The 24,259-nt window shown below is 61.5% G+C and carries 13 protein-coding genes; 7 read left to right on the top strand and 6 right to left on the bottom strand.

All coding sequences use genetic code 11. The features are described 5' to 3' along the window. Positions 1-144 precede the first annotated feature (144 nt). The gene (locus tag MA884_RS20330) at positions 145-963 is read right to left on the bottom strand and encodes a UDP-2,3-diacylglucosamine diphosphatase (protein WP_256232231.1); all 819 of its coding nucleotides are present in this window, start codon (positions 961-963) and stop codon (positions 145-147) included. 134 nt (positions 964-1,097) lie between these two features. Between MA884_RS20330 and MA884_RS20325 the strand changes: the two genes are divergently transcribed. Both MA884_RS20325 and MA884_RS20320 read left to right on the top strand, forming a co-directional pair. Continuing rightward, positions 1,098-1,847, top strand: coding sequence for an AraC family transcriptional regulator (locus tag MA884_RS20325; protein ID WP_256232170.1), 750 nt, complete (start codon positions 1,098-1,100; stop codon positions 1,845-1,847). A 92-nt stretch (positions 1,848-1,939) separates the two neighbouring features. Continuing rightward, positions 1,940-2,833 (top strand): DMT family transporter, encoded by an 894-nt coding sequence (locus tag MA884_RS20320; RefSeq protein ID WP_256232168.1) that lies wholly within the window; start codon positions 1,940-1,942, stop codon positions 2,831-2,833. Here MA884_RS20320 and MA884_RS20315 read toward each other — a convergent pair. Beyond that, on the bottom strand, positions 2,827-3,114 hold the full coding sequence (locus MA884_RS20315; RefSeq protein WP_003199006.1) for a SelT/SelW/SelH family protein: 288 nt from the start codon (positions 3,112-3,114) through the stop codon (positions 2,827-2,829). The two genes, MA884_RS20320 and MA884_RS20315, sit on opposite strands and share 7 nt — an antisense overlap. Positions 3,115-3,185: 71 nt before the next feature. Here MA884_RS20315 and MA884_RS20310 point away from each other — a divergent pair, with 71 nt between their 5' ends. Then, positions 3,186-5,387, top strand: coding sequence for a patatin-like phospholipase family protein (locus MA884_RS20310; RefSeq protein ID WP_256232166.1), 2,202 nt, complete (start codon positions 3,186-3,188; stop codon positions 5,385-5,387). 248 nt (positions 5,388-5,635) lie between these two features. On the opposite strand, the gene MA884_RS20305 is transcribed toward MA884_RS20310, so the two are convergent. The 3 genes from MA884_RS20305 to recQ form a co-directional block, all read right to left on the bottom strand. Beyond that, complete coding sequence (locus tag MA884_RS20305) at positions 5,636-7,564, bottom strand: FimV/HubP family polar landmark protein (protein WP_256232165.1); 1,929 nt, start codon at positions 7,562-7,564, stop codon at positions 5,636-5,638. A 93-nt stretch (positions 7,565-7,657) separates the two neighbouring features. Further along, positions 7,658-8,092 carry a MarR family transcriptional regulator gene (locus MA884_RS20300; protein ID WP_047226202.1) on the bottom strand — a complete coding sequence of 145 codons (435 nt, stop codon included), beginning with the start codon at positions 8,090-8,092 and terminating at the stop codon, positions 7,658-7,660. A 117-nt stretch (positions 8,093-8,209) separates the two neighbouring features. Then, on the bottom strand, positions 8,210-10,336 hold the full coding sequence (recQ, locus tag MA884_RS20295; protein WP_256232164.1) for a DNA helicase RecQ: 2,127 nt from the start codon (positions 10,334-10,336) through the stop codon (positions 8,210-8,212). Between the two features lie 426 nt (positions 10,337-10,762). On the opposite strand from recQ, the gene MA884_RS20290 reads away from it, so the two are divergent. The 4 genes from MA884_RS20290 (at position 10,763) to MA884_RS20275 (ending at position 16,829) form a co-directional block, all read left to right on the top strand. After that, positions 10,763-11,350 carry a YecA family protein gene (locus tag MA884_RS20290; protein WP_256232162.1) on the top strand — a complete coding sequence of 196 codons (588 nt, stop codon included), beginning with the start codon at positions 10,763-10,765 and terminating at the stop codon, positions 11,348-11,350. 8 nt (positions 11,351-11,358) lie between these two features. Next, positions 11,359-11,754, top strand: coding sequence for a YbaN family protein (locus tag MA884_RS20285; RefSeq protein WP_256232160.1), 396 nt, complete (start codon positions 11,359-11,361; stop codon positions 11,752-11,754). A gap of 183 nt (positions 11,755-11,937) precedes the next feature. Next, positions 11,938-14,634 (top strand): hypothetical protein, encoded by a 2,697-nt coding sequence (locus tag MA884_RS20280; protein WP_256232158.1) that lies wholly within the window; start codon positions 11,938-11,940, stop codon positions 14,632-14,634. A 398-nt stretch (positions 14,635-15,032) separates the two neighbouring features. Continuing rightward, a complete protein-coding gene (locus tag MA884_RS20275) occupies positions 15,033-16,829 on the top strand; it encodes a hypothetical protein (protein ID WP_256232157.1) in 1,797 nt (598 codons plus the stop codon). Between the two features lie 202 nt (positions 16,830-17,031). On the opposite strand, the gene MA884_RS20270 is transcribed toward MA884_RS20275, so the two are convergent. Further along, a complete protein-coding gene (locus tag MA884_RS20270; RefSeq protein WP_256232156.1) occupies positions 17,032-24,129 on the bottom strand; it encodes a retention module-containing protein in 7,098 nt (2,365 codons plus the stop codon). Between the last annotated feature and the right edge of the window lie 130 nt (positions 24,130-24,259).

The following is a 24,259-nucleotide window of genomic DNA, read 5'->3' as shown; positions in this document are numbered from 1 at the left end:
TGTGCTTGCTCTCACAGGTAGTGCTTGCTTCCACAGGCTGTGCTTGCTCTCACAGATAGTGCTTGCTTCCACAGGCTGTGTTTGCTCTCACAGGCTGTGAATACCTGTGGGAGCAAGGCTTGCCCGCGATGGCGCCAGATCGGCTTACGCCGGCTCCGTGACTTTCAACTCAGCCTGGATCAACGCCTCCCGCGCCTGGGCATCGGCCAACCGATACAACTCGATCGACCCGTCCCAGTGTTCGATCAGCGCCGTGCACGATTCAACCCAATCGCCACAATTGAGATACTCCACCTCGCCTACCCTGCGGATCTCGGCATGGTGAATATGCCCGCACACCACGCCGTGCAGCTCACGCTTCACACATTCATGGGCGATGGCTTCTTCAAAATCACTGATGAAGCTGACCGCCGTCTTGACCTTGTGCTTGAGGTACGCCGACAACGACCAATAACCGTAGCCATAACGGGCCCGCCAATGGTTGAGCCAGCGGTTCAGCGTGAGGGTGAACTCGTAGGCCGAATCGCCAAGGAATGCCAGCCAACGGTGGTACCGGGTGATGACATCGAACTGATCGCCATGGATCACCAGCAAATGCCGGCCGTCCGCAGTGACGTGCACCGCTTCGTCCACCAGTTGGATATTGCCCAGGATCAGCTTGGAATAACGCCGCAGGAATTCGTCGTGGTTGCCGGTGACGTAGATCACCTCGGTGCCGCGCTTGCTCATGGTCAGCAAGCGACGTATGACGTTGGTGTGAGCCTGTGGCCAGTATATGCCGCCGCGCAGCTTCCAGCCGTCGATGATGTCACCCACCAGATAGATCTTGTCGGCGTGATAGCCCTTGAGAAACTGCGACAAATGCTCGGCCTGGCAATCCCGGGTGCCCAGGTGCACATCGGAAATCCATAGGGTGCGAACACGCTGTTTGCGGCTGGGTCTGGCGAGCTCGGCGCTGGTCATGGGCAACCCTCTGATCGTTTTAGCCACTTTGCCTCCCTGCGGTTAATACCCCATGACAAACACAAGTCGGTTACATGACAGCGCGAAGCACCGTGGCCTCGGTGTATGCTGACGGCCTGCCCCGGGAGACCGCGATGAGACCGATCCTCACGCTACGCCAGTACAGCCACGACCTGATTGTCCACAGCCACGACCACGCCCAACTGGTGTTCGGGTTGTCCGGTCTATTGGATTTCGAGGTCGAAGGTTGTGGCAGCCAGGTCGTTCAGCAGAGCTTCGTGGTGATACCCGCCGGCGCCCATCACGCCTGCGGCAGCCCCCGCGGCAGCCGTTGCCTGGTGCTGGATGTACCGGGCGACGACTGGATCGGGCAAGCCTTGGGTGATCACGCCGACGCCAGTCGCCGATTGCTCGACAACACCGCACGCAAGCCGTTGGATGCGGGGCAAAGCCAGTTGGTCAGTTGGCTGGCGGGCAGTCCGGTGGACGACCCGGTGATCGCCCAACAAGGGGCGGTGCTGCTCCTGGCCAGCCTCAATGGCACTGGCCAGGACACCGTCGGTGGCCGGCGCCTGCCCTATGCGGCGCTCAACGCTCACATCGACCAGTATGCCGCCTACCCGCTGCAAGTGGCGGACCTGGCCCAGGTCGCGGGGCTCTCCAGCGCCCGCCTGCATGCACGCTTCGTCGCCGAATGCGGGCAAACCCCGATGGATTACATCCGCAGTCGCCGTTTGCACAAGGCCGTGGAACTGCTGCGTGATTCACAACTGCCCATCGGCGAAATCGCCCATCGGGTCGGCTATAGCTCGCAAAGTGCCTTTGCCGCCGCCGTGCTGCGCGAATTCGGCGCTTCACCGGGCAAGCTGCGGCGCCAGCGCTAGCTTCGCGCTAAAAACCGCTAGGATCGCGACAGACAAGAACGGCCGGCAACGGGTTCAATACCCTGACGCTCAACCGTTGAACAAGGACTGCAATGACTCCCCGTACCGCCCTCGGCGCCCTGCACATTGGCGCACTCATGTTCGGCCTGACCGGTGTGTTCGGCAAGCTCGCCGCCGCCTCGCCAGCGGTCATTGTGTTCGGTCGTGCCGTATTCGCTGTGCTGGCCCTGGCGGTTTTTGCCCGTTTTGCCAGCAGCGCCCGCTGGCACAAGCTCCACGTACAAGACGTTCGACGCTTGCTGCTGGGCGGCCTATTGCTCGCCGGACACTGGGTGAGCTTCTTCATATCGGTCAAAGTCGCCGGCGTGGCGATCGCCACGTTGGGCTTTGCCAGTTTCCCGGCCTTCACGGTGCTGCTCGAAGGGTTGATTTTCCGCGAGCGGATCCGCGCCAATGAAATTCTGCTGGTGGTGTTGGTGAGCATCGGTCTGGTGCTGGTCACGCCGCACTTCGACCTGGCCAGCGGTGCCACCACCGGCCTGCTGTGGGCCGTGCTTTCGGGCTTGCTGTTCTCCCTGCTTTCACTGGTCAACCGCGCCGGCTCCGCACGGGTGCCGCCGGTACAGGCCGCTTTGTGCCAGAACCTGGTGGTCGGGTTTTGCCTGTTGCCCATGGCAGCTCCGCAACTGATTGACGTGCGCCCTGTCGACTGGCTGTGGATCGCCCTGCTGGGGGTGTTTTGCACCGGCCTGGCCCACAGCCTGTTCGTCGCCAGCCTGGCAGTCATCAAGGCTCGTACCGCAGCGGTGGTGTTTGCCATGGAGCCGGTCTATGGCATCACCATGGCCTGGTTGCTGTTCGATGAAAACCCGACCCTGCGCATGTTGTTGGGTGGCGCGCTGATCATCGTCGCGATCGTGGTGTCGAGCCAACTGAGTGGCGGCAGCAAGAAACCGGGGGTAGGCGCCCAAGCCGCGTCTCACTGAACCCGGTCGTTGTGGCCCAGGTCCCGCTCCGGGTCGATCCGGTCGCGGACCCGCTGCTTGAGGACCTTGGCCTCGGGAAAACCACCATCAGCCTTGCGCTCCCAGATCTGCGTGCCGTCGCAACTGATGTGAAACACTCCACCGGTGCCTGGCACCAACGACACTTTGCCCAAATCGTCGCCAAAGGTGCTGAGCAACTCCTGAGCCAGCCAGGCGGCGCGAAGCAGCCACTGGCATTGCGTGCAATAGGTGATGACGACTTCCGGTTTGTGCTCGGTCATTGCGGGTGAACTCCTGGGGGCAAAGGCATCGCTATAATACCTGCCTTTGATCGCCCGCCCCGAGATTGACGATGCGCCGCCTGCTGCCTTGCCTGCTTCTGTTACTGCTGCCCCTGCTCGGCCATGCCACCGAGCCCGCCGTCGAGGCGCCGCGTCCGAAAATCGGCCTGGTACTGTCCGGCGGCGCCGCCCGGGGCCTGGCCCACATCGGTGTACTCAAGGCCCTGGAAGAACAAGGCATCCAGATCGACGCCATCGCCGGCACCAGCATGGGCGCAGTGATCGGTGGGTTGTATGCCTCGGGTTACAAAATCGACGAGCTGGAAAAACTCGCCCTGGGCATCGATTGGCAACAGGCCCTGTCCGACGCCCCGCCGCGCAAGGATGTGCCGTTCCGGCGCAAGCAGGATGACCGGGACTTTTTGGTGAAACAGAAACTGAGCTTTCGTGATGACGGCAGCCTCGGCCTGCCCTTGGGCGTCATCCAGGGCCAAAACCTGGCCCTGCTGCTCGAAAGCCTGCTGGCCCATGCCAGCGACACACGGGACTTCGACAAACTGCCAATCCCTTTCCGCGCCGTGGCGACCGACATCGCCAGCGGTGAGAAAGTGGTGTTTCGCAAGGGCCACTTGCCCAAGGTCATCCGCGCCAGCATGTCGATCCCGGCGGTGTTCGCGCCGGTGGAACTGGACGGCCGGTTGTTGGTGGATGGCGGCATGACCGACAACATCCCGTTGGATGTGGCCCGGGAAATGGGTGTCGACATGGCCATCGTGGTGGACATCGGTACGCCGCTGAGCACCCGCAAGCAATTGGTCACGGTGATCGACGTCCTGAACCAGTCGACGACGTTGATGACCCGACGCAACTCCGAAGAACAATTGGCAACATTGAAAAAAGACGATGTGCTGATCCAGCCGGCCCTGGCGAGTTTCGGCGCCACAGACTTCGGCCGCGCCCAGGAAATGATCGACGCCGGCTACCGGGCCACCCAAATACTCGAGGCCCGCCTGGCGCACTTGCGCCCCACGGAGCCGGACGACCCCGAGCTCATGGCGGCGCGAACCCCGAGCGAGCGCACACCGGTCATCACCGCCATTCGCGTGGAGAACGACTCAAAAGTCGGTGACGACGTGATTCGCTATTACGTTCGCCAGCAAATCGGCGAGCCGCTGGACCTGGGTCGCTTGCAAACCGATATGGGTACGTTGTACGGCCTGGACTACTTCGAGCAGGTGCAGTACCGCGTCGTGCACAAGGCCCCGGACCACACGCTGGTCATCAGTGCCCGGGGCAAACGCACCGGCACCGATTACCTGCGGCTGGGGCTGAGCCTGTCGGACGACATGCGTGGTGACAGTGCTTTCAACCTCGGCGCCAGCTATCGGGTCAATGGCATCAATCGCCTGGGTGCGGAGTGGCTGACCCGGGCACAGATCGGCGACAAGCAAGAGCTGTACAGCGAGTTCTATCAACCACTGGATGTCGGCTCGCGCTATTTCATCGCACCCTATGGGCAGTTTGAATCCCGGAACGTTGAATCCATCCAGGACAACGACCCGGTGGCCCAGTACCGCGTCGAACGCTATGGTTTTGGCCTGAACCTGGGCCGGCAGATCGGCAACAGCGGCGAAATCCGTTTCGGTGTCGGCCAGGCTTGGGGCGAGGCAGATGTACGCATTGGCGATCACGACCAGCCCAGCGAAAGCTTCAATGAAGGCTTCTACGACCTGAAATACTCATTCGACTCCTTCGACAATGTGTACTTCCCCCATGAAGGCGAAGACATCGGCCTGACCTGGCGCCAGTATGAGCCGGGATTGGGTTCCGACCAGCGTTATCGCCAATGGGAACTCAATCTGGACAAGGCGCTGAGCCGCGGCCCGGACACCTTCATCCTCGGCGGGCGTTACGGCCGCACCCTGGACACCGCCGAAGTGGTGACCTCAAGCTTTGTACTCGGCGGCGCGCGGCAGCTGTCAGGCTTTCGTGAAGACGGCATATCCGGGCAGAACATGAGCCTGATGCGCGCCGTGTATTACCGAAGGCTCACACCGCGAGCCTACCTGCCGCTGGACTTTCCGCTGTACATCGGCGGTTCGCTGGAACGGGGCCGGGCGTGGAACAACGACAATGAGTTCGACAGCGGCTACATCAATGCCGCCAGTATTTTCCTGGGATTTGATACGCCGCTGGGGCCACTGAATTTCAGCTATGGGTTTAACGATGATGATGAGCAGGCGGTGTATCTGAATCTGGGGCAGACGTTTTGATGGCCATGCAACAAACCAAGGGGTGGCGTAGACACACCCCTGTATCCGCAACAGCTACTGTGTGGGAGCGAGCCTGCTCGCGATCGCGGTGGTTCAGTTGCAATGATGTCGACTGTGCCGCCGCTATCGCGAGCAAGCTCGCTCCCACATTGGTTTCGTGTCGGGCGCAGCATTGGCGTTCACCGTACCCCCCTGTGGGAGCGGGCTTGCTCGCGAAGGGGCCGGTAGGCTCACATCAATAAAGGACTTCAGCGAATCCCCGCCAGCAGCACCCGCGCGGTTTGCTTGAGAGGCTCATTACCCTCTTCGAGCAACTGCTCAAGCAGTGCGACGGCAGTTTTCAAATCACCGTCGTCGATGCAGTTCTGCGCCTGCTCCAGCTTGTCGGAGTACTCCGGTGTCTGAGGCTCTTGGGGGGCAGGTTCGAGGGTCATCGGCTGCAGTTCCAGCGACTGTTCTTCATCGGCAAACCCGTCGAGAAACGCATCGTCCAACGATTCGGTTTCCGATGGCGCGCTCCACTGCAGGTCCGGGGCGTCGAAACTCGAAAGCGACAAGTCCCCAAAGCCTTCGGGTGCAACAGGTGTTTTTTCAGTGGCGCTGTCCTGGGGCTCGGCAAGGTCCCAACTGGTTTCCATGGACAGCGCATCCAGATCGAGCTCGAATTCATCACTGGACACACGGGTTGCTTCAGGCAGAGGGGCCGGCGCCTGAAGTTCTGTCGCCACCGGTGCGGCCATCGCAGCGACCTTCGGATAACGCCCGCGGATCTCCTCAAGTGTCCTGACGTCGATGCCCTGCGCCAACAAATGATGTTCCTGGGCCTGGAAACCGATGGTATCGCCCTGCTTGCCCAACACTTCCAGCAACTTGAGGCCCAGGTCGGTGCGCGCGGGCTCTGTCAGTAACGCGGCGCGCAGCAATCCCGCCGCTTCGGTGAAACGACCGTAGGTCAGGTAAATCCCGACCCCTTCCAGCACGTCCCCCAAAGGTGCATCGCCGTTACTGAACGACGTGGCGGCCTCGGGCTGTTCCGTGTCGGCGCTCGAAGCATAGGTTTGGGTGTCGTCATCCAGCACCGGTTCAGGACGCTCGAGCATTGGCTCCATTTCGGCCTGTTCTTGCTGGCGACGACGAAGCAACAGCAACAGCACAAGCAATCCTAACAGCCCGGCAAGCCCCGTCACCCACAGCCAGTTAATGCCCTCTTCTGGCTCCGGGACTGGTTCTGTAACCGGTTGTACGTCATCCGCCGGTGCGGGTGCGGCAGGCATTGATTCCGGCTGTGCAGATGCCACAGGGGCTGGGGTGACCTCGGCCAGTTGTGTCTGCAACTCGCTGACCTGCTTGCGCTGACTCGCGATTTCTTGGTCCTGGGATTGAAGCAGCGCCTGCAGTTGCTCGATGGTTTTTTGTTGCTGCTCGTTTTGCAGCACGTTGGCGGCCAGTTGCTCGTCGGACACGGCGGGGGCCGGGGCGGCAGCCGATTCTGCCGATGATGGCAGCATCGCCGAATCGGGCAGCAATAAACGCTGGCCCACGGAAAGCCGATCGCTACCGGGGTTCAGGGCCTGGATGCCCTGCATCAGCTCATTGACCGAAGCGTTGCTGCCGGCGTCATGCAGGCGCTTGGCGATGGCCCACGGGTTGTCCCCTTGCACGACGGTGTAGCGCTTGCCTTGAGTAGCGGCAGGCGGCTTGACCGCAGGTGTTGCCTGGGCTGCGGCGGAAGATTCGTCACGAGCCGGCACGATACCCGGCGTGCCCGGCAGGTCGATCAGCACGGTGTATTCGCGCAGCAAACGCCCGTTGGGCTGATTGAGCTGCACCAGGAAATTGAGGAAGGGTTCCTCCACCGGTTTGCTGGAGGTGACCCGAATGTAACTGCGCTCGCCGCGCAGCACGGGCGTGAAGCGCAGGTTATTGAGATAAAACACCCGCTCCACGCCGGCACGGCTGAAATCGTCCGGGCTCGCCAGGCTGGCCGACAAATCCCCTTCACTTACCCCGGCCACATCGACCAGGGCGATATCGGCCCGCAACGGCTGATTCAGAGCGGAATGGAGGGTGATCTCCCCAAGCCCCAGCGCCGATGCCAACGCCGAATATCCCATGGCTGCCACGACTACCAACACGTTGACCCAACTGCGCAACGTGAACTGCAAACTTACAAGCATGGGCATCCCTTTTGATTACCAGACTGAGCGCCTAAGTACTGGTTATAGTTCGCGAACCGCCGAATCTCAAAAGTCTGACGCCAGGGATATGCCTCAGGATTTTTCCAGATTGGCCAGAATCGTGCCATGGACCCGCATGCACACGCGCATGTCGGCTTCATCGACCCCCTCGAACAGCTCCCGCCGCAGTTGCGTGGCAATGGTTTCGATCTGTTCGATCAGCGGCAGCGCCGGGGCGCAGAGCACGATTTTCTTGGCACGACGATCCTCGGCCACGGCCTGGCGCTGCACCAGCCCCTGGGCTTCCAGGCTGTCGAGCAACCGGGCCAGGGTCGGGCCTTCGACAGCAACACTCTGGGCCAGTTCGCGCTGGGTCGGTGCCTGTTCGAAACGGGCCAAGTGCAACAGCACCAGCCAGCGCGCCTGGGACAGACCCAGCCCGGCCAAGCGACGATCCAGCTCGGCACGCCAGCCTCGAGACATTTGCGCCAACTGCATGCCAAAACGGTGTTGATCGGTTAACGGCATAAAAAAACTCATCAGATCTGAAATAGAGAAAAACTAATTATTAGTCAGCTAAGCATGAGCTTCGGATTCAGGCAAGGTTTACCCTGTAGCGAATCGTTAAAGGCACTAACTCACTGATCAGACTTCAAATTCCGACTGCAACGCAGCCCTGACGCAATAGAGGACACCTTCCGGAACCCGACCGACAAACAGTGCGGCGACCTCGGACACCGGTGGCAACTCGCCCTCGCCGTCCAGAAACGCGTCCTGCACCTCGCCCATCAGTTCCTCGGGCAAGTCCAATGCCTGCTCCAAAGACAACTGCTGCTTGCCGATGGCCTCGGCCAGCATCGTATACACGTTCTTTTCCGAGCATTGCAGTTGCCCGGCGATCTGCAACGGGGTCATGCCGGCGCGGGCCAGGGTGATCAATTCGTGACGAACATCGGCCACCACTTTCGGCGCCTCGGCCTCGCCGCCCAGCACTTGGAGGAAGGCTTCGCCGTAACGCTCCAGCTTGCGCGCGCCCACGCCACTGACCCGGGCCATTTCCGCCAGGGAGGTGGGTTGGCTGCGGAGCATTTCCAGCAGAGTCGAGTCAGGGAAGATGACATACGGCGGCACGCCATGCTCTTCGGCCAGCTTGCGACGCAAGGCGCGCAAGGCTTCCCACTGGTCCCGCTCTTCGCCGCGCACCAATTGGCTGGCCTGGCTCTTGCTGTTCTTGATCGCCGTTGCCGGCTTGAGATCACGGCGCAGTTCAAGGGAGACCTCGCCTTTGAGCAACGGTCGGCAGCTCGCACTCAGGCGCAGGCCGCCGTAGCCTTCCAGGTCGATATCGGCCAGACCGCGGGCCACGAGCTGGCGGAACAATGAACGCCATTCACTCTCCGAGCGCGCCTTGCCCACCCCAAACACCGAAAGATGCTGGTGGCCGAAACTGCGAACCTTTTCGTTGTCCTTGCCCAGCAACACGTCCACCAGATGCCCCACGCCATAGCGCTGGCCGGTGCGATAAATCGCCGACAACGCCTGGCGGGCCGGTTCGGTGGCGTCCCAGGTTTCCACGCCGTCGACGCAGTTGTCGCAATGTCCGCAAGGCTGGGGCATGTCTTCGTCGAAATAGGCCAGCAAGGTCTGGCGCCGGCAACGGGTTTCTTCGCACAGCGAAAGCATGGCGTCGAGCTTGTGCTGCTCCAGACGCTTGTGGCGCTCGTCACCTTCGGAGTTCTGCAGCATCTGCTTGAGCATTACGACGTCTTGCAGGCCGTAGGCCATCCACGCGTCGGCCGGCAAGCCATCACGACCGGCACGCCCGGTTTCCTGGTAATACGCCTCGAGGGATTTGGGCAGGTCCAGGTGTGCGACGAAACGCACGTTGGGCTTGTCGATGCCCATGCCGAACGCCACGGTGGCCACCATGATCAGGCCTTCTTCATTGAGAAAGCGCTTCTGATGGTAGGCCCGCAGGTCATTGGGCAGGCCGGCGTGATACGGCAACGCCGGAAAACCTTGCTCGCAGAGAAACGCCGCCACTTCATCGACCTTTTTGCGTGACAGGCAATAAACGATCCCGGCATCGCTGCGCCGCTCGGCAATAAACGCCAGCAACTGCTTACGCGGCTGCTCCTTGGGCACGATGCGGTAGAAAATATTGGGTCGGTCGAAGCTGGAGAGGAAGCGCTCGGCGTCCTGCAAGTGCAGGCGTTCGACGATTTCTTCGCGGGTGCGTTTGTCCGCGGTGGCGGTCAGGGCGATGCGTGGCACATCGGGAAACAGTTCGGCCAGTTGCCCCAGTTGCAGGTACTCGCGCCGGAAGTCGTGGCCCCATTGGGATACACAGTGGGCTTCGTCGATGGCGAACAGGGCGATTTCCAGGCTCTGCAGGAACGCCAGCATGCGCGGCTGCACCAAGCGTTCCGGAGCCAGGTAGAGCATTTTTATTTCACCGCGCTTGATGCGCGCCGCCAGGTCCCGCTGCTGCTCGGCGCTCAGGGTCGAGTTCAGCGAAGCGGCTGCAACCCCCAGCTCTTCAAGGGTCGCAACCTGGTCGTCCATCAAAGCGATCAGCGGCGAAACCACCACCGCCAGGCCATTACGCAACAGCGCCGGCACCTGGAAGCACAAGGATTTGCCGCCGCCGGTGGGCATCAGTACCAGGGCATCGCCACCGCTGGCCACGCGCTCAATAATGGCACCCTGGCGGCCACGAAAACTGTCGTAGCCGAAGATGTCCTTGAGGACGCGTTGAGCCTGTTCGAGCATAAAAACTCCAAAAATCACCGAAACATCCCTGCAAGGCTGGTTCAGAATCAAAAACGCTGCACCGGTATATCGTAAGTGCGCGTTTCGAACCGGCGGGACGCCGCAGGGCATCACAAAACGCGGCAGTATACCCGAGGGCTTCGTTGTGAAGGGTGATGCTGACAAGAGGTGAGCAATCAGGCGATTGCACGCCATGCGCCCTGTAGGAGCTGCCGAGTGCAACGAGGCTGCGATCTTTCCCCAGCCAATTGCATCTAAAGCGAACGACCAACAGATCAAGATCAAAAGATCGCAGCCTTCGGCAGCTCCTACAGGTATCGCGGCCCGCCCATGGGCCCAAGTCGAGGCAAATACGCCACGCGGCTGGCCTGGGCGCTCAAGAAGGCCTAGAATTCCCGCATTGTTTATTCCCCAAGGTAGCCTGTAATGTCCTTCGCTGAGCAACTGACCCGCCTGCAAGTCTTCCTCGACGCCGATGAGCTGCATGAAGAGGCGCTGGATTACGTGGCCGCTCACGGCTACCTGACCGCCCTGTCCATCTGTTCCGAACAGGTGCCAGAGCGTGAGTGGATCGACGCGCTGTTCGCCGAAGAGCCGCATTACGCAAACGAAGCCGAGCGCGAGGTAATCGAAACCACGCTGGTGTTGCTCAAGGCCCACATCGCCCGTCAGTTGGCTTCCGACGAAGAATTCGAATTGCCATGCGAGCTGGACCTGGGCGATGACCCGGACGATTCGGAACTGCGTGGCTGGTGCATCGGTTTCATGGAGGGCGTGTTCCTGCGCGAAGCCGCCTGGTTCGAAACCGCCGAAGAAGAAGTCAGCGAAATGCTGCTGCCGATCATGGTCGGTTCCGGTCTGTTCGACGAGCAACCGGAGTTTTCCGACATCGCCGCCGACGCCAACCTGATGGACGACATGATCGTGCAGATCCCTGAAGCCCTCACCGCCCTGTATCTGCTGTGCAACGCCCCGGACGAGAAACCGGCGATCCTCAAGCCGCGCCACCACTGAGCCACCGGGTGCCTGCGCCCATCGGCAACCGCCCGCTGATCCTGCGCTACGCCCTGCTGGCCATTGGCTGGTTGAGCGTGGTACTGGGGGTCATCGGTATCTTCATTCCCGTATTGCCCACTACCCCTTTCCTGCTGCTGGCCGCGGCCTGCTTCGCCCGCAGCTCGCCACGCTTCTATCGCTGGCTGGTGGGCCATCCGCGACTCGGTCCCTGGATCGCTGATTACCTCAGCGGCAACGGCATCCCGCTCAAGGGCAAGGTGTATGCCATCGGGCTGATGTGGGCGAGCATCCTCTTGTCCTGCTACCTGGTACCCCTGCCGTGGGCACGGGCGTTCATGCTGACCAGTGCGGTGCTGGTGACGGTTTATATCCTCAGGCAGAAGACACTGCGCAAGCCCTGAAACCTGCCCCGCTGTGTCTGCGGCAGAACACCGTTTCCAGCCAGGTTTTTGCATTCAATCAGTCGCCCTACCATTCGTCTTAAACCAGCCCTCACCTGTAAGTTCTGACAGTAGCCAAGCCCCGGCGCCCAAGGTGTGATAGCGACCTGAAGTCCATCACATTCCAATGAAGAGGGGCGCATCATGACCGACCCATCGACCACCGCCGATCAAACCGTATTGGTGCTGTACCCGCCCAGGCTGCCCCGCGCCACAACCCCCGTGCAAGGCGCCGATTACGGCGTCCCCAAGCATATTTATGACCTGGAACCCATGGGGTGTGCGGTGGACGTTGGTCCTTATCTGGGGCAGGACGCAGGCGATACAGTCTCGATCAACTTGAATGGCGAACTGGCGCTGGACAACCGCCAGACTCAAGGCATTGATGACACGGTCACGCTGTACATCCCGCACGCCAAATTGTTAGCGGGCATGGTCAATCGGCTGACTTATACCGTGATGCGCGGCAGTGAGAATCTGGGGACATCGGAGCCCCCCCTGGAGATTCTCTACAACAGTATCCGCCCCGGCATCGAGGACACGACGCCCGGCGACAATGCGCATTCCGAGTTGGTGTTACTGCTGCCAGACGAAATCAAGAACGGCGTGGGCCCCGGTTTCACCCGAGCGACGGTGTGCGTGGCTTACCCGTATTGCCGGGCCTATGATCGCATCCGGCTCAATTGCAACGGTCATGACGTGTATCACACCGTCACTGCCACCGAAGCTCCCGCGCCGCCGGCCCATGGCTCGGCGGCACCGACCACGGTGTGTTTCGATGTCACCAGCGCCGACCTGCGGGACGATGCCGAATTCAGGTTTTCCTTCACCGTCAACGACCAGCTCAACAACGCCCCGGACCCCGACGCCCCCTGGTCAGCCGTGCACACCGTGGACGTGGACCAGGCCGGCCAACGATTGCCGGAGCCGATTCCAAGGGAAATCGCCAGTGACGCTGCTGACGACCCGGCAACCATCGATCTCGAAAAGCTAGGTGCCAACCCGTTGTTGTTGATCGTCTTGACCGGCGACTCGCGTTTCCTGCCTGGGGACACGGTGGAGGCGACCTATGTCACGAAGGTCGCTGGTCAGCCGGATGTCGTAGTCCCCGCGACGGGGACGGTTGAAACCGATGAACTCGGGCAGAAAAAGGCCTGCGTCCTGACGATCCCCAACGACAAGGTCATCCCGGGCAGTACGGTGCAGGCGTCCTACCGGTTGCTCAGAAACACGGTACTGGTGGGCTCCTCGAAAATCGCCCGGGCCACCGTCATCGGGGAAGGGGGACTGGATCTGCCTCCGCCCAGCGTCAAGGAAGCGAATGGCAACATCCTCGACCCGGTGGATGCAAAAGACAAGCTGACCGTGGTGGTGGAGCAATATGACGGCATGTCGGGAAGCGACCTGCTGAGCGTGACCTGGACAGGGACGCCTGGTGCTGGTTCCCATACCACCCCTGCCGAGGAAGTCGGCATCGTGGGTGACAAAGAGGTACCGATGCCGGTCGAGGTCCTGGCCTTCAACCTTGGCAAGCAGGTGACGGTGACCTATACCGTCACGCGGACTAAGCGCGCCACCGCCACGACCTCCGACCCGTTCCTGCTCAACGTGCACCACATCGCCGAGGGCGATCTGCCGACACCGCTGATCCTCGAAGCGGTCGGTGCTGGCACAGGCCTCGAACTTGATCTGGCCAGTTTTACCGGTGACGCCAGTTTGATGGTTGATCCCTGGCCGCTCATTGCCCTCGACCAGAAAGTATGGCTGCGCTGCGAGGGTACCAAGAGCGACGGCACGGAGCATACGATCACCTTGCAAACTGCCTTGGGCGTGACTGCGAGTGAAGTGGGGGCGGGGCTGTTCAAGTCGGTTCCGCGAGGCCAGCTACAACTTTTGCGCGATCGTTCCGACCTGACCCTCGTGCTGGAGGTGACCTTCGACAAGTCCCCTGAGGTCGCCACGGCCGTTGCCTTTCCCCTGCGCACATACTCGATCAAGGCCGTGGTGCTTGATACACCGCTCATCACGTCGGTCAAGGACGCCAGCGACACACCCATCTCCGATGGCGGCTACACCTTCGCGACCACCGTGAAGCTGACTGGCGAAGCAACGCCCAACACGAAGGTCGAAATTTTCGACAACGATGACTACAAAAAAACAGTCGAGGTCGATGCCCGCGGCTTGTGGCATGACACCCTGAGCGGGCTCGACCTAGGGAGTCACAGCTTCACCGCCCGGGCGATCTACCGGGATAATAATCCCGTGTCGCCGCCTTGGAGATTTACGGTGGTGGAGCGTCTGACCATCGACACCTCTGACAGCTATCTCAATGGGCTGCATGTTAGAACAGCAGCCATACCACCGAATCCACCCACGAACGCGTACGTGGATCGAGTACCGTCAGGAGGTCTAGAGCCCTACTTCTACACATCTAGCAACCCAGCCCTTGCCGAAGTGGTTTCAGAGGCGCATCCGCGGGTCATATCGAAGGGACGGGGCACCGCTACGATAACGGTGCGCGACTCATCCGGCCAAAGCGCCTCCTATCGCGTCATCGTCGCCAATGTCTGGATGGTCAGTAGAGTCAATCCAACACGAGGAGCGTTCTGGGATAGCTGGAACTACGCGCACTCCCAAGGGGGAACCATTCCTACCTTATCGGTGTGGGGCATGCTTTTGCTGTCATATAACGGCAACCCAGGTTTTGGCGGTGATCGCGCATGGTCTGCGGATATTGCCGATGCCGGGCGGCGGTGGGCCGTGATACCTGACAAATTCAACGAACAGATCTCGGTGGAAGAATCCGATCATGCAAGTGCACTGATGGCCGTGGAGGCATGAAGTCCACTCCCCGGCCTCGGCCAATGCCATGAGCGGATTGCTGGCGAACCGGGCACTGGATAACGTCGATGCGCGTTAGCCTATTCACCACTTCTCTTTGTGGCGAGGGAGCTTGCTCCCGCTGGGTGGCGCAGCAGCCCCAAAACCAGGCGCCGCAGTGCAACAGGTAAACCCTGCCAGCCGGTTGGCGACTGCTTCGCAGCCGGACGGGGATAAATCCCCTCGCCACAGGAGCCTGTACTGCGGGCAGCTCCGGGGAGCATCAGCCAACCCCACCCCCACCGCTCGTCATAAACCAGCCCTCCCCTGTAAGTTCTGACAGTAGGCAGTTGCCTCGGTTTGGCGTGTGATAACCGTGCCCAAGAGGCTCACGCCCCGTCACCTGCCAGGAGAACCCGATGGATATCCAATCTTCTACCTTGGACGCTTTGTTCGAACTCTACCCCGTCATCATTCCGGGTTGGATCAAGCCAGTGAAGCCGGACGGCCTCGCCGATTGCGGCATCCCCAAAAGTCTTTACGACGGTCAGCCCCTGGGGCTCGAATGTCTGATTGAGCCTTGGACAGAGCTCCAGCGCCAGTCCTGGACAATGGCGGCGGATGATCGCGTCGGACTGTACCTCAACGACGATCCAACCCCCGTGGCCGGCAAGACCATAGCAGTGGGGGAGGAGCGGGATCGCATACGCTTGTACATCCCCCATGGGCAGTTGATTCACGGGGTCAACAGACTGCATTACAAAGTGACCCGTCCCAGTGAAAACACCGCGCCCTCCAGTGACTTGCGTGTCCTGTATCACCTGCGCGCCCCAGGTGACCCGGCGCCGGAGGGCTTGGATCTAGTGATCCCGTCCGACGTCATCAACGATGGCGTCAGCGTCGAGCGGGCGGCGCAAGGGGTGGAGTTCCGGTTTGCCTATGCCAACCCGCGAAACTACGACCGCATTAGCTTTCTAGTGGGGGATGTAACCGTTCCGTTTGAGGTAGCCGACGCCTCGATACCGGTAGTGAAGACCCTGTTCACCGACACCTTCCAACAGGCGGGTAATAATCCCAACACGTTGATTCAGTACCGGGTGACGGACCAATTGGGCAACTCCAACCAGTCGCCCATTAAGCATTTGGATATTCATCTTGACCCTGCGCTGATGCCTCCGACCCTCGACAGCGTCAAGGACGCCGACGATGTTGAGATTCCGGAAGCCACCAGCACCACCAGCACCACCCTGAAACTGTCGGGCCAAGCCAGCAAAGGCCAGAAAGTCGAAATTTTCGAAGGCAATGACCCCAACCCTGTGTCCAAGGGCGAGGCGACCGCTGATAACGTGACCGGCATTTGGAAGCTCGAGATAACGGTAGGGCCAGGTTTTCGCCGCCTGTATGCAAAGTCGCTCTACCACACCGGCAATGTCTACTCGAACGTGCGCACCCTTAATGTGGTCAAGCCCATCATCCTTGACCCCAGCATAATGGTGCTTGATGGGACGGAAGTCTTCGCCCCGGCGGAGTATCAGTGGACGCAAACCAATTTTCACGGTCCCGGGAACAGACGCACCCGCACCCCGACTGACGGCACTCCACCGTATCGCTATGTGTCGGCGAACGCTCAGATAGCGACTGTAGGAAGTACCGATGGCGATGTGATCGGCCAGCGCAACGGACAAACCTTAATCTCCGTGATCGATGCGAATAACCAGGTGGCCTCCTATCAGGTGTATGTCTCCAACAAATGGGACATTGAGGCACGGAGCGAATACGCCAGTGGTCAAACGCTATGGGGTTGGTCAGTAGGACAAGTGCACGCCGTGGAATACAGACCTTCATTTATTTCGGGGTTACGGGAGGCGATCATCCGCAGGCTGCCAAATCCAGCGCAATACTTTCATCCTATGTGGGACCCTGATCTGGCGGTCATAGCCTACGGCCGGGTGAGTGGGCACGGCGATTGGCCGCCTGGTGACGGCGAAATAGCGCTGCACTTTTATAACTCCGATGGCTCAATCGGTATAACCACGCGGCGTGCCTCGCAGGTCCGTGTGGCAGCGGGATGGGGCTTCCGCCCTCGCTATGCGCCTCAGCTGGCAGCCGACACGCTGGTAGCCGGCACGCTGGCAGCCGACGACACGACAGAGCTATACAGCGCTGTTGTCAAAGCAGGTGCCAGGTCTGCCTTAAATGCAAGTCAAAAGAAGTGAGGGCCGTCATACCGATCGTTTGCATCAACTCGGGGACTGTTGGCAAACCGGGTGCTGGCTAACGTCGATCCACGTTAGCCGCCACAAGGGTCTGTGTGCCTTCAGAAAGCTGTGGGTCTGGCCACACATTTGTCTTCGCCAAAATGAACAAACCCCGCCACATCCAAACTGGACATGGCGGGGTTTGTTGTTTCAGCTCACCTCACACCGTGTCCACCTTCAACGAATGATCATTCAACATCCCGTTGATGATCGTCGCCGTATCCGCCCCCGCGATCATGCCGTCCACGCCCGGTGTGACGCCGTAGTAGCTGGCGAGGTTGACGCCGGCCAGGTCGATGGTCTGGTTCGGCGCGGCGCCGGCCGTGGAGCTGACGTCGATGCTGGTGATGACCGAGGCGCCGCTGCCGGTGATGCTGAAGTGCAGGTAGTCGTCCAGGGACGCGCTGCTGCCGTTTTCCCCCAGCAACAGTTGCGACAGGTCGAGTTTGTCGAGGCCTGGGGTGAAGTCCGTGACCAGGTCATGGCCGCTGTTGCCCACTTGCCATTGGAAGGTATCGGCGCCGCTGCCGCCGGTCAGGGTGTTGTTGCCCAGGCCGCCGATCAACACGTCATCGCCGCCACCGCCATTGAGCACGTCGTCGCCCAGGCCGCCGTTGAGGCGGTTGCTGGCGCTATCTCCCGTGAGGGTATCGTTGAAGTTCGAGCCGAGCAGGTTTTCGATGCCCGCCAGGGTGTCGATGCCGGCGCCCAAGGTGTCTTGCGCTGCCAACAGGCCCAGGTTCACCGTAACCCCGGCACTGGCGTGGGCGTAGCTGGCGGTGTCGTTGCCGGTGCCACCGTCGAGCAGGTCGTTGCCGGCGCCGCTATAAAGCAAGTCGTTGCCCGCCTCGCCATGCAAAGTGTTGTTGCCCGAACCGGCGCTGAGGATGTCGTCGCCGTCGCCCGCGTTGAGGATGTTGTCACCCTCGCCGGCCATCAGCACGTCGTCTCCGGTGGTGCCCGTCAGGGTGTGGCCTGCCTGATAGCTGATGCCGACCGCCGCGCTGTCGCTGCCACCGTGATTGTCGCTGGCGGTGTAGCTGCCGTGGTAATCCGGCGTGCTGTCCTGGGCGCCGGCGTAGTTGACGGTCAAGGTCAGTTGGTAGTTTTCCGCACCTTTGGGGTTGCCGCCACTGCCATTGGCGATGTTGGTGACGTGGATCTGGTAGTTGCCATCCGCCGCCGCGGTGAACGAGGCGCCGTCGGTGATCGCGATGAAAGGCCCGCCATTTAGGGAGTATTCCAGGGCAATGCGGCCGGCCGCCAGGTTGTGGTCCAGGGTGAGGGTTTCGCCCTGCTTGAGGCTGATATTGAGCCGGTCTTCATCGTTGGCGTTGTGGTTGGACACCATCCCCAGTGCGCCGCTGACCACCAGCACCGCGGTCATGGTCGCGGCATTGGCGACAAAAGCGCCGCGGTTGAGGTTGATCGACTGCACGTTGTTACCGGCGAAGCTGACCGTGCCGGTACTGCCGGTGAAGTCCGCACCTTTGGCGACCCATCCGGTATTGAAACTGGTGGGTGACGCGGTGAGCGGATCGCCGTTGGCGTCGCTGTCGTTACCCAGCAGCATTTCCCCCGGGATCACGATGTTGCCCGACAGAACGTTGGTAATGATGTTGTCGTCGACCGCCACGGGCGGGCTGTTGGGCAGAACCTTGACCACCAGGCTGGAACTGGCCAGGTCGCCGTCGTTGTCGCTGACGGTGTAGCCGATGGTTTCGGTGATCAATGTGCTGGTGGCCGTCTGGGACGTGTAGCTGTACTCGCCGGTGTCGAGATTCACCAGCAGCGTGCCGTCGTGGTCGGTGGCGATACTCAGCGTGTTGTTGGCGGTATTGAAGGTGCCATGGTTGGCCCCGCCGCTGGCGGTCAGCGCACCCTGTCCGGCGTTGGCGGCCGGATCGTAGCTGTAGGTGGTGCCGTCGACCACCAGGCTTTTGACAAACCCGCCATCGGCGCCGAACGAGCCGCCCTCGCCCAGCAGGTTGCCAGTGACCGGCACACCTTGCACGGTGCCGGAGAGCACCGAGTTGAGCTGGTTCAGGTCGGTGACCAGCACCGCGTCGGTGTCGGTGTGGGTGCTGCCGTCGTATGCCAGCGGGTCGAGGTGAGTGTCACTGACCCCGCCGCCCAGGCCGATGGCGTAGTTCTTGATGCCGTTGGCGTCGAGGAAAGCTTTCCACGCCGCTTCGTCCGCCGCACCGGTTCCCTGGCCCGTAGTGGGTTTGCCGTCGGAGAAGAAGTAGCCAATGTTCTGCGCCCCGGTCAGTTGCCCCGAGGTGGCAAACGCGGTCTTGGCCGCCGCCACCGCCGCGTCGTAGTTGGTCCCGCCGCCCGCCGACAGGCCGGTGAGGAGCGACTTGGCGGTCGCCACGTCCACCCAGACGGAGGTCTGGTCGGTGGCGCTGCTGCTGAAGGTCACGAGCTGGACTTTCACATCCCCCAGGTCATCGTATTTATCGAGCAAGGCGCTGATCGCCTGTTTCGCCAGGTCCAGCCGCGAGAGCCCCGGCACACCAGAGGGGTCGGCCATGCTCCCGGACACATCGAGCACGATCAGCAGGTTCGAGTCGATCTCCACCGCCGTCACCGAACGTTCGGACGCGACGGCTGTGGGCACGTCGTCAACGATGCTCACCACCAGATTGCCAGTGACACTGTTGCCCAAGGCGTCCGTGGCCTGATAGGTGAAGCTTTCGCTCAGTACATTCGGGCCGTCGTTGGCGCTGGGTGCCGTCGTGGCTGGCGAAGTCAGCGTGTAGGTGTACGAGCCATCGGGGTTGAGCAACAACTGGCCGTAGGCGCCGGTGGCATTGCCCACCAGACTGAACGTCAGCGCACCGCTGGCACCGCTCACCGAACCGACAAGACTACCGCTGGAAGTTTCGCTGGTGGCGCTCGGGTCGCTGCCGGTGACGGTACCGGGGGCCAGGTCCTGGCCGTCCTGGTTCAGGTCCAGGGCCTTTTCGTAGACGGTAATGTCCTGATCGGTTTCAGCAACGAGGCAGCTGTTGTAGACATCGATGGTGATGGTGGTGGTGCTTTCATCGCCGTCGGCATCGCGCACGGTGTAGGTGAATACATCGGTGGCTCCCGGCGCGCCGACGCTGTTCGGATTGCTGTGGTAAACGGCGTTGCCATTGGCGTCCAGCGTGAGATAGCCGTAAGTGCCGTTGATTTGCGTATTGAGACCACCTGTCGCCGAGGTCGAAGTATCGCTGCCGGCGCGGACGCCGATCACCGCGCCACCGTCGGCGCCGAGCACGTCGTTGTCCAGCACATTGCCGCTGACCGTGCCGCCCTCCACCACCGAGGCAGTATCACAATGAGCAGTGGCTACGTCGTCGACGATGTTGATGACGATGGTGCTGGTGACGGTATTGCCCAGGGAGTCCGTAGCCTGATAAGTGAAGCTCTCGCTCAACACGTTCGGGCCGTCGTTGGCGGCCGGTGCGGTCGTGGTTGGCGAGGTCAGCGTGTAGGTGTAGGAACCATCGGGGTTGAGCAGCAACTGACCGTAAGCACCGGTGGCGGTGCCCACCAGGGCGAAAGTCACGGCGCCGATGGCACCTGTGACCGAGCCGACCAGGCTACCGGTGGCCGTTTCGCTGGTAGCGTTCGGCGCGCTGCCGGTGACGGTGCCGGGGGCCAGGTCCTGGCCGTCCTGATTCAGGTCCAGGGCTTTTTCGTAGACGGTGATGTCCTGGTCGGTTTCAGCAACGAGGCAGCTGTTGTAGACATCGATGGTGATGGTGGTGGTGCTTTCATCGCCGTCGGCATCGCGCACGGTGTAGGTGAATACATCGGTCGCGCCCGGCGCGCTGACGCTGTTCGGGTTGCTGTGGTAAACGGCGTTGCCATTGGCGTCCAGCGTGAGATAGCCGTAGGCGCCGTTGATCTGGGTGTTGAGGCCACCCAACGCAGGGTTTGAAGTGTCATTGCCGGCGCGTACGCCGATCACTGCGCCACCGTCGGCGCCGAGCACATCGTTGTCCAGCACGTTGCCGTTGACCGTGCCGCCCTCCACCACCGAAGCCAAATCGGCATGAGCGGTGGGCACGTCGTCAACGACGTTGATGACGATGGTGCTGGTGACGGTATTACCCAGGGAATCGGTGGCTTGATAGGTAAAGCTTTCACTCAGGACATTCGGACCATCGTTGGCCGAAGGTGCCGTGGTGGCTGGCGAGGTCAGGGTGTAGGTGTACGAACCATCGGGGTTGAGCAGCAACTGACCGTAGGTACCGGTGGCGTTGCCCACCAGGGCGAAAGTCACAGCGCCGATGGCACCTGTGACCGAGCCGACGAGGCTACCACTGGCGGTTTCGCTGGTAGCGTTCGGCGCGCTGCCGGTGACGGTGCCAGGGGCCAGGTCCTGGCCATCCTGATTCAGGTCCAGGGCTTTTTCGTAGACAGTAATGTCTTGGTCGGTTTCGGCGACAAGGGCGCTGTTGTAGACATCGATGGTGATGGTGGTGGTGCTTTCATCGCCGTCGGCATCGCGCACGGTGTAGGTGAATACATCGGTAGCGCCCGGCGCACTGACGCTGTTCGGGTTGCTGTGGTAAACGGCGTTGCCGTTGGCGTCCAGGGTCAGGTAGCCATAGGTGCCGTTGATCTGGGTGTTGAGTCCGCCAACCGCCGAAGTTGAGGTGTCGCTGCCAGCACGAACACCGATCACCGCACCGCTTGCAGCGGGTCCGTCGGCACCGCCCACATCGTTGTTCAGGACGTTGCCGCTGACCGTCCCGCCTTCGTCCACCGAGCCGGAGTCAGCATGGGCGGTGGGCAAATCATCGACGATGTTCACGTCCAGATTGCCGTTGGCCGTGGTGCCGTTGTCGTCAGTGACCACGACAGCAAATTGTTCGCTGAGGTTGTTGGCGCCGTTGGCGTTGGCGTGGGCTTCGTTGTCCAGCAAGGTGTAGCTGTAGCTCACCACGCCCGTGGCGGCGTTAAAGCCGGTGATGGTCAGCGTGTTGCCCAATGCCGTGGTGATGGATTGCGGAAAACCGGCTGCGACACCGCCCGTGACGACGTTGATGCCGCCCACGCTCAGGGTCTGCACACCGTCCAATGCGGTGATGGTGAAGGTGCCGCTCTGAGTCAGTGCCGGAGCGTCCGGGCTGGTGCCGTCGCTGAGGTTTTTTTCCTGAAGGTTCAGCTCGCCGCCTTCGGTGTCCAGGCCTTCGATGATCACCGGGTCGTCGTTGTTGTGCACCTGCAACACCAGGTTGGCAGTGCTGGTGTCGCCGTCGGCGTCGGTGAGGGTGTAGGTGAAGGTTTCGCTACCGTTGCCGCCGCCGTGCAGGCCTTTGAAGTCGGCGTCGGCAGTGTTGAGCGTGTAGGTGTAGGAACCATCAGCGTTGAGAACCAGGGTGCCGTAAGTGCCGGTGAAGGTACCGGGCGTGACCGGGCCGGACGCCACACGATCAGCGCCTTCGGTGTCATTGGTCAGCACGCTGCCGGTCAGAGTCAGGTTGGTTTCCGAGGCAGTGCCGGCGTTGCTGTCGTCCACGGCTTGAGGCACATCATCAACGATATTCACGTCCAGATTGCCGTTGGCCGTGGTGCCGTTGTCGTCGGTGACCACGACAGCAAATTGTTCGCTGAGGCTGTTGGCGCCGTTGGCGTTGGCGTGGGCTTCGTTGTCCAGCAAGGTGTAGCTGTAACTCACCACGCCCGTGGCGGCGTTGAAGCCGGTGATGGTCAGCGTGTTGCCCAATGCCGTGGTGATGGATTGTGGGAAACCGGCTGCAACACCCCCCGTGACGACGTTGATGCCGCCCACGCTCAGGGTCTGCACACCGTCCAGCGCGGTGATGGTGAAGGTGCCGCTCTGAGTCAGTGCCGGAGCGTCCGGGCTGGTGCCGTCGCTGAGGTTTTTCTCCTGCAGGTTCAGCTCGCCGCCTTCAGTGTCCAGGCCTTCGATGATCACCGGGTCGTCGTTGTTGTGCACCTGCAACACCAGGTTGGCAGTGCTGGTGTCGCCGTCGGCGTCGGTGAGGGTGTAGGTGAAGGTTTCAGTGCCACTTCCGCCGCCATGCAACGCCACGAATTGCGGGTCGCTGGTGTTGAGGGTGTAGGTGTACGTGCCGTTGGGGTTCAGCACCAGGGTGCCGTAGGTGCCGGTGAACGTGCCGCCAATGATCGGCCCGCTGTCAGGGCCGGTCGGGATGCGGTCGGCGCCTTGGTGATCGTTGGGCAAGACGTTGCCGGTGAGCGTGACCAGACTTTCCGATGCGGTGCTGGCGTGGCTGTCGTCAATCGCCTGGGGGACGTCGTCGGTGATGTTGACGTCCAGAGTCCCGGTGGCAGTGTCGCCATCGGTATCAATGGCCACGACGGGGAACTGTTCGCTGATGTTATTGGCCCCACCAACGGCGGGATGGCTTTCATTGTCCGTCAGGGTATAGCTGTAGCTGACCACACCGGTGGCGGGGTTGTAGCCGGTGATGGTCAAGGTGTTGCCCAGCGCCGAGGTGATGGATTGGGGAAAACCTGCGGGTACGCCGCCGGTGATCACGCTGATGCCACCGATGCTCAGACTGCTCAGCCCATCGGGCGCGGAAATGGTGAAGCTGCCGCTTTGCACCAGCGCGCCAGGATTGCTGGCCGAACCGTCAGACAGGTTCGCTTCATTGGCAGTCAACTCACCGCCATCCACGGTCAGGCCATCAAGGGTAACGGGGTTGTCCGGGGTTTCAGGGTCTACCGGTGGCACGATTGCATCGTCGCCGCCGTCATCCGGGTCACCGGCCAGACGCAGTTCTGGAAACTCGGGTATGCCGTTGAACCCGGCGGTGGGGAAACCGATCAGCGGGTCAACCTCCCCGCCGACTTCTTCCAGCAACACAAAACTGTGTCCACCACCCACGCCCCCCGGATTACCGCCCTCGGCGCCGGCGGCTGTTGCCTCGCCGGTCTGGGTCGGGTCGGCGCCGGCGGCGATGGCTTGTTGCAGTTTTTGCACATCGGTCAGCTGCGCATCGCTGGGGGTCGGCGCCTCAGGCGTATCGCCGGCAGACGCCTGATTGGCGAGCAATTGCGGACTCAGGGTCAGGTCACTTCCGCGGCCCAGGGTCAACTCCTTGCCATTCTGCAACTGAACAGCCACCGCCCCTTCGGCCCCGGTGATCAGGTGCTCACCGGCATACAGCCGATCGCCTTCAACCAGAGGCCGTCGCAGGCCACCGACCGCTTCTGCGAAAACCTGCCCTACCACCTTGCTGACGGTACCGATGAGCGCTGCCATGTGCATTCCCTCCGTTGCCAACCGCGGTCGGCACCTGTTTGGGTGAAGAATTCGTGCTCGGTTGGCGGCTAGGAATTTGGAAAATCTGCCAGCCTTCGCGGGTAAAAAAGGCGCTAGCTATTCGCCACAA

The organism is Pseudomonas sp. Q11 (assembly GCF_024494355.1).
Classification (GTDB): domain Bacteria; phylum Pseudomonadota; class Gammaproteobacteria; order Pseudomonadales; family Pseudomonadaceae; genus Aquipseudomonas; species Aquipseudomonas hefeiensis.
This window is presented reverse-complemented; position numbering and strand designations above follow the sequence as displayed.

What these genes read in the sequence shown, in the direction of transcription:
- MA884_RS20275 (WP_256232157.1), top strand. Translation starts at nt 15,033, where the DNA reads ATGGATATCCAATCTTCTACCTTGGACGCTTTGTTCGAACTCTACCCC.
- MA884_RS20315 (WP_003199006.1), bottom strand. Translation starts at nt 3,114, where the DNA reads ATGACCGAGCACAAACCGGAAGTCGTCATCACCTATTGCACGCAATGC.
- MA884_RS20290 (WP_256232162.1), top strand. Translation starts at nt 10,763, where the DNA reads ATGTCCTTCGCTGAGCAACTGACCCGCCTGCAAGTCTTCCTCGACGCC.
- MA884_RS20305 (WP_256232165.1), bottom strand. Translation starts at nt 7,564, where the DNA reads ATGCTTGTAAGTTTGCAGTTCACGTTGCGCAGTTGGGTCAACGTGTTG.
- MA884_RS20300 (WP_047226202.1), bottom strand. Translation starts at nt 8,092, where the DNA reads ATGCCGTTAACCGATCAACACCGTTTTGGCATGCAGTTGGCGCAAATG.
- MA884_RS20330 (WP_256232231.1), bottom strand. Translation starts at nt 963, where the DNA reads ATGACCAGCGCCGAGCTCGCCAGACCCAGCCGCAAACAGCGTGTTCGC.
- MA884_RS20270 (WP_256232156.1), bottom strand. Translation starts at nt 24,129, where the DNA reads ATGGCAGCGCTCATCGGTACCGTCAGCAAGGTGGTAGGGCAGGTTTTC.
- recQ (WP_256232164.1), bottom strand. Translation starts at nt 10,336, where the DNA reads ATGCTCGAACAGGCTCAACGCGTCCTCAAGGACATCTTCGGCTACGAC.
- MA884_RS20325 (WP_256232170.1), top strand. Translation starts at nt 1,098, where the DNA reads ATGAGACCGATCCTCACGCTACGCCAGTACAGCCACGACCTGATTGTC.
- MA884_RS20280 (WP_256232158.1), top strand. Translation starts at nt 11,938, where the DNA reads ATGACCGACCCATCGACCACCGCCGATCAAACCGTATTGGTGCTGTAC.
- MA884_RS20310 (WP_256232166.1), top strand. Translation starts at nt 3,186, where the DNA reads ATGCGCCGCCTGCTGCCTTGCCTGCTTCTGTTACTGCTGCCCCTGCTC.
- MA884_RS20320 (WP_256232168.1), top strand. Translation starts at nt 1,940, where the DNA reads ATGACTCCCCGTACCGCCCTCGGCGCCCTGCACATTGGCGCACTCATG.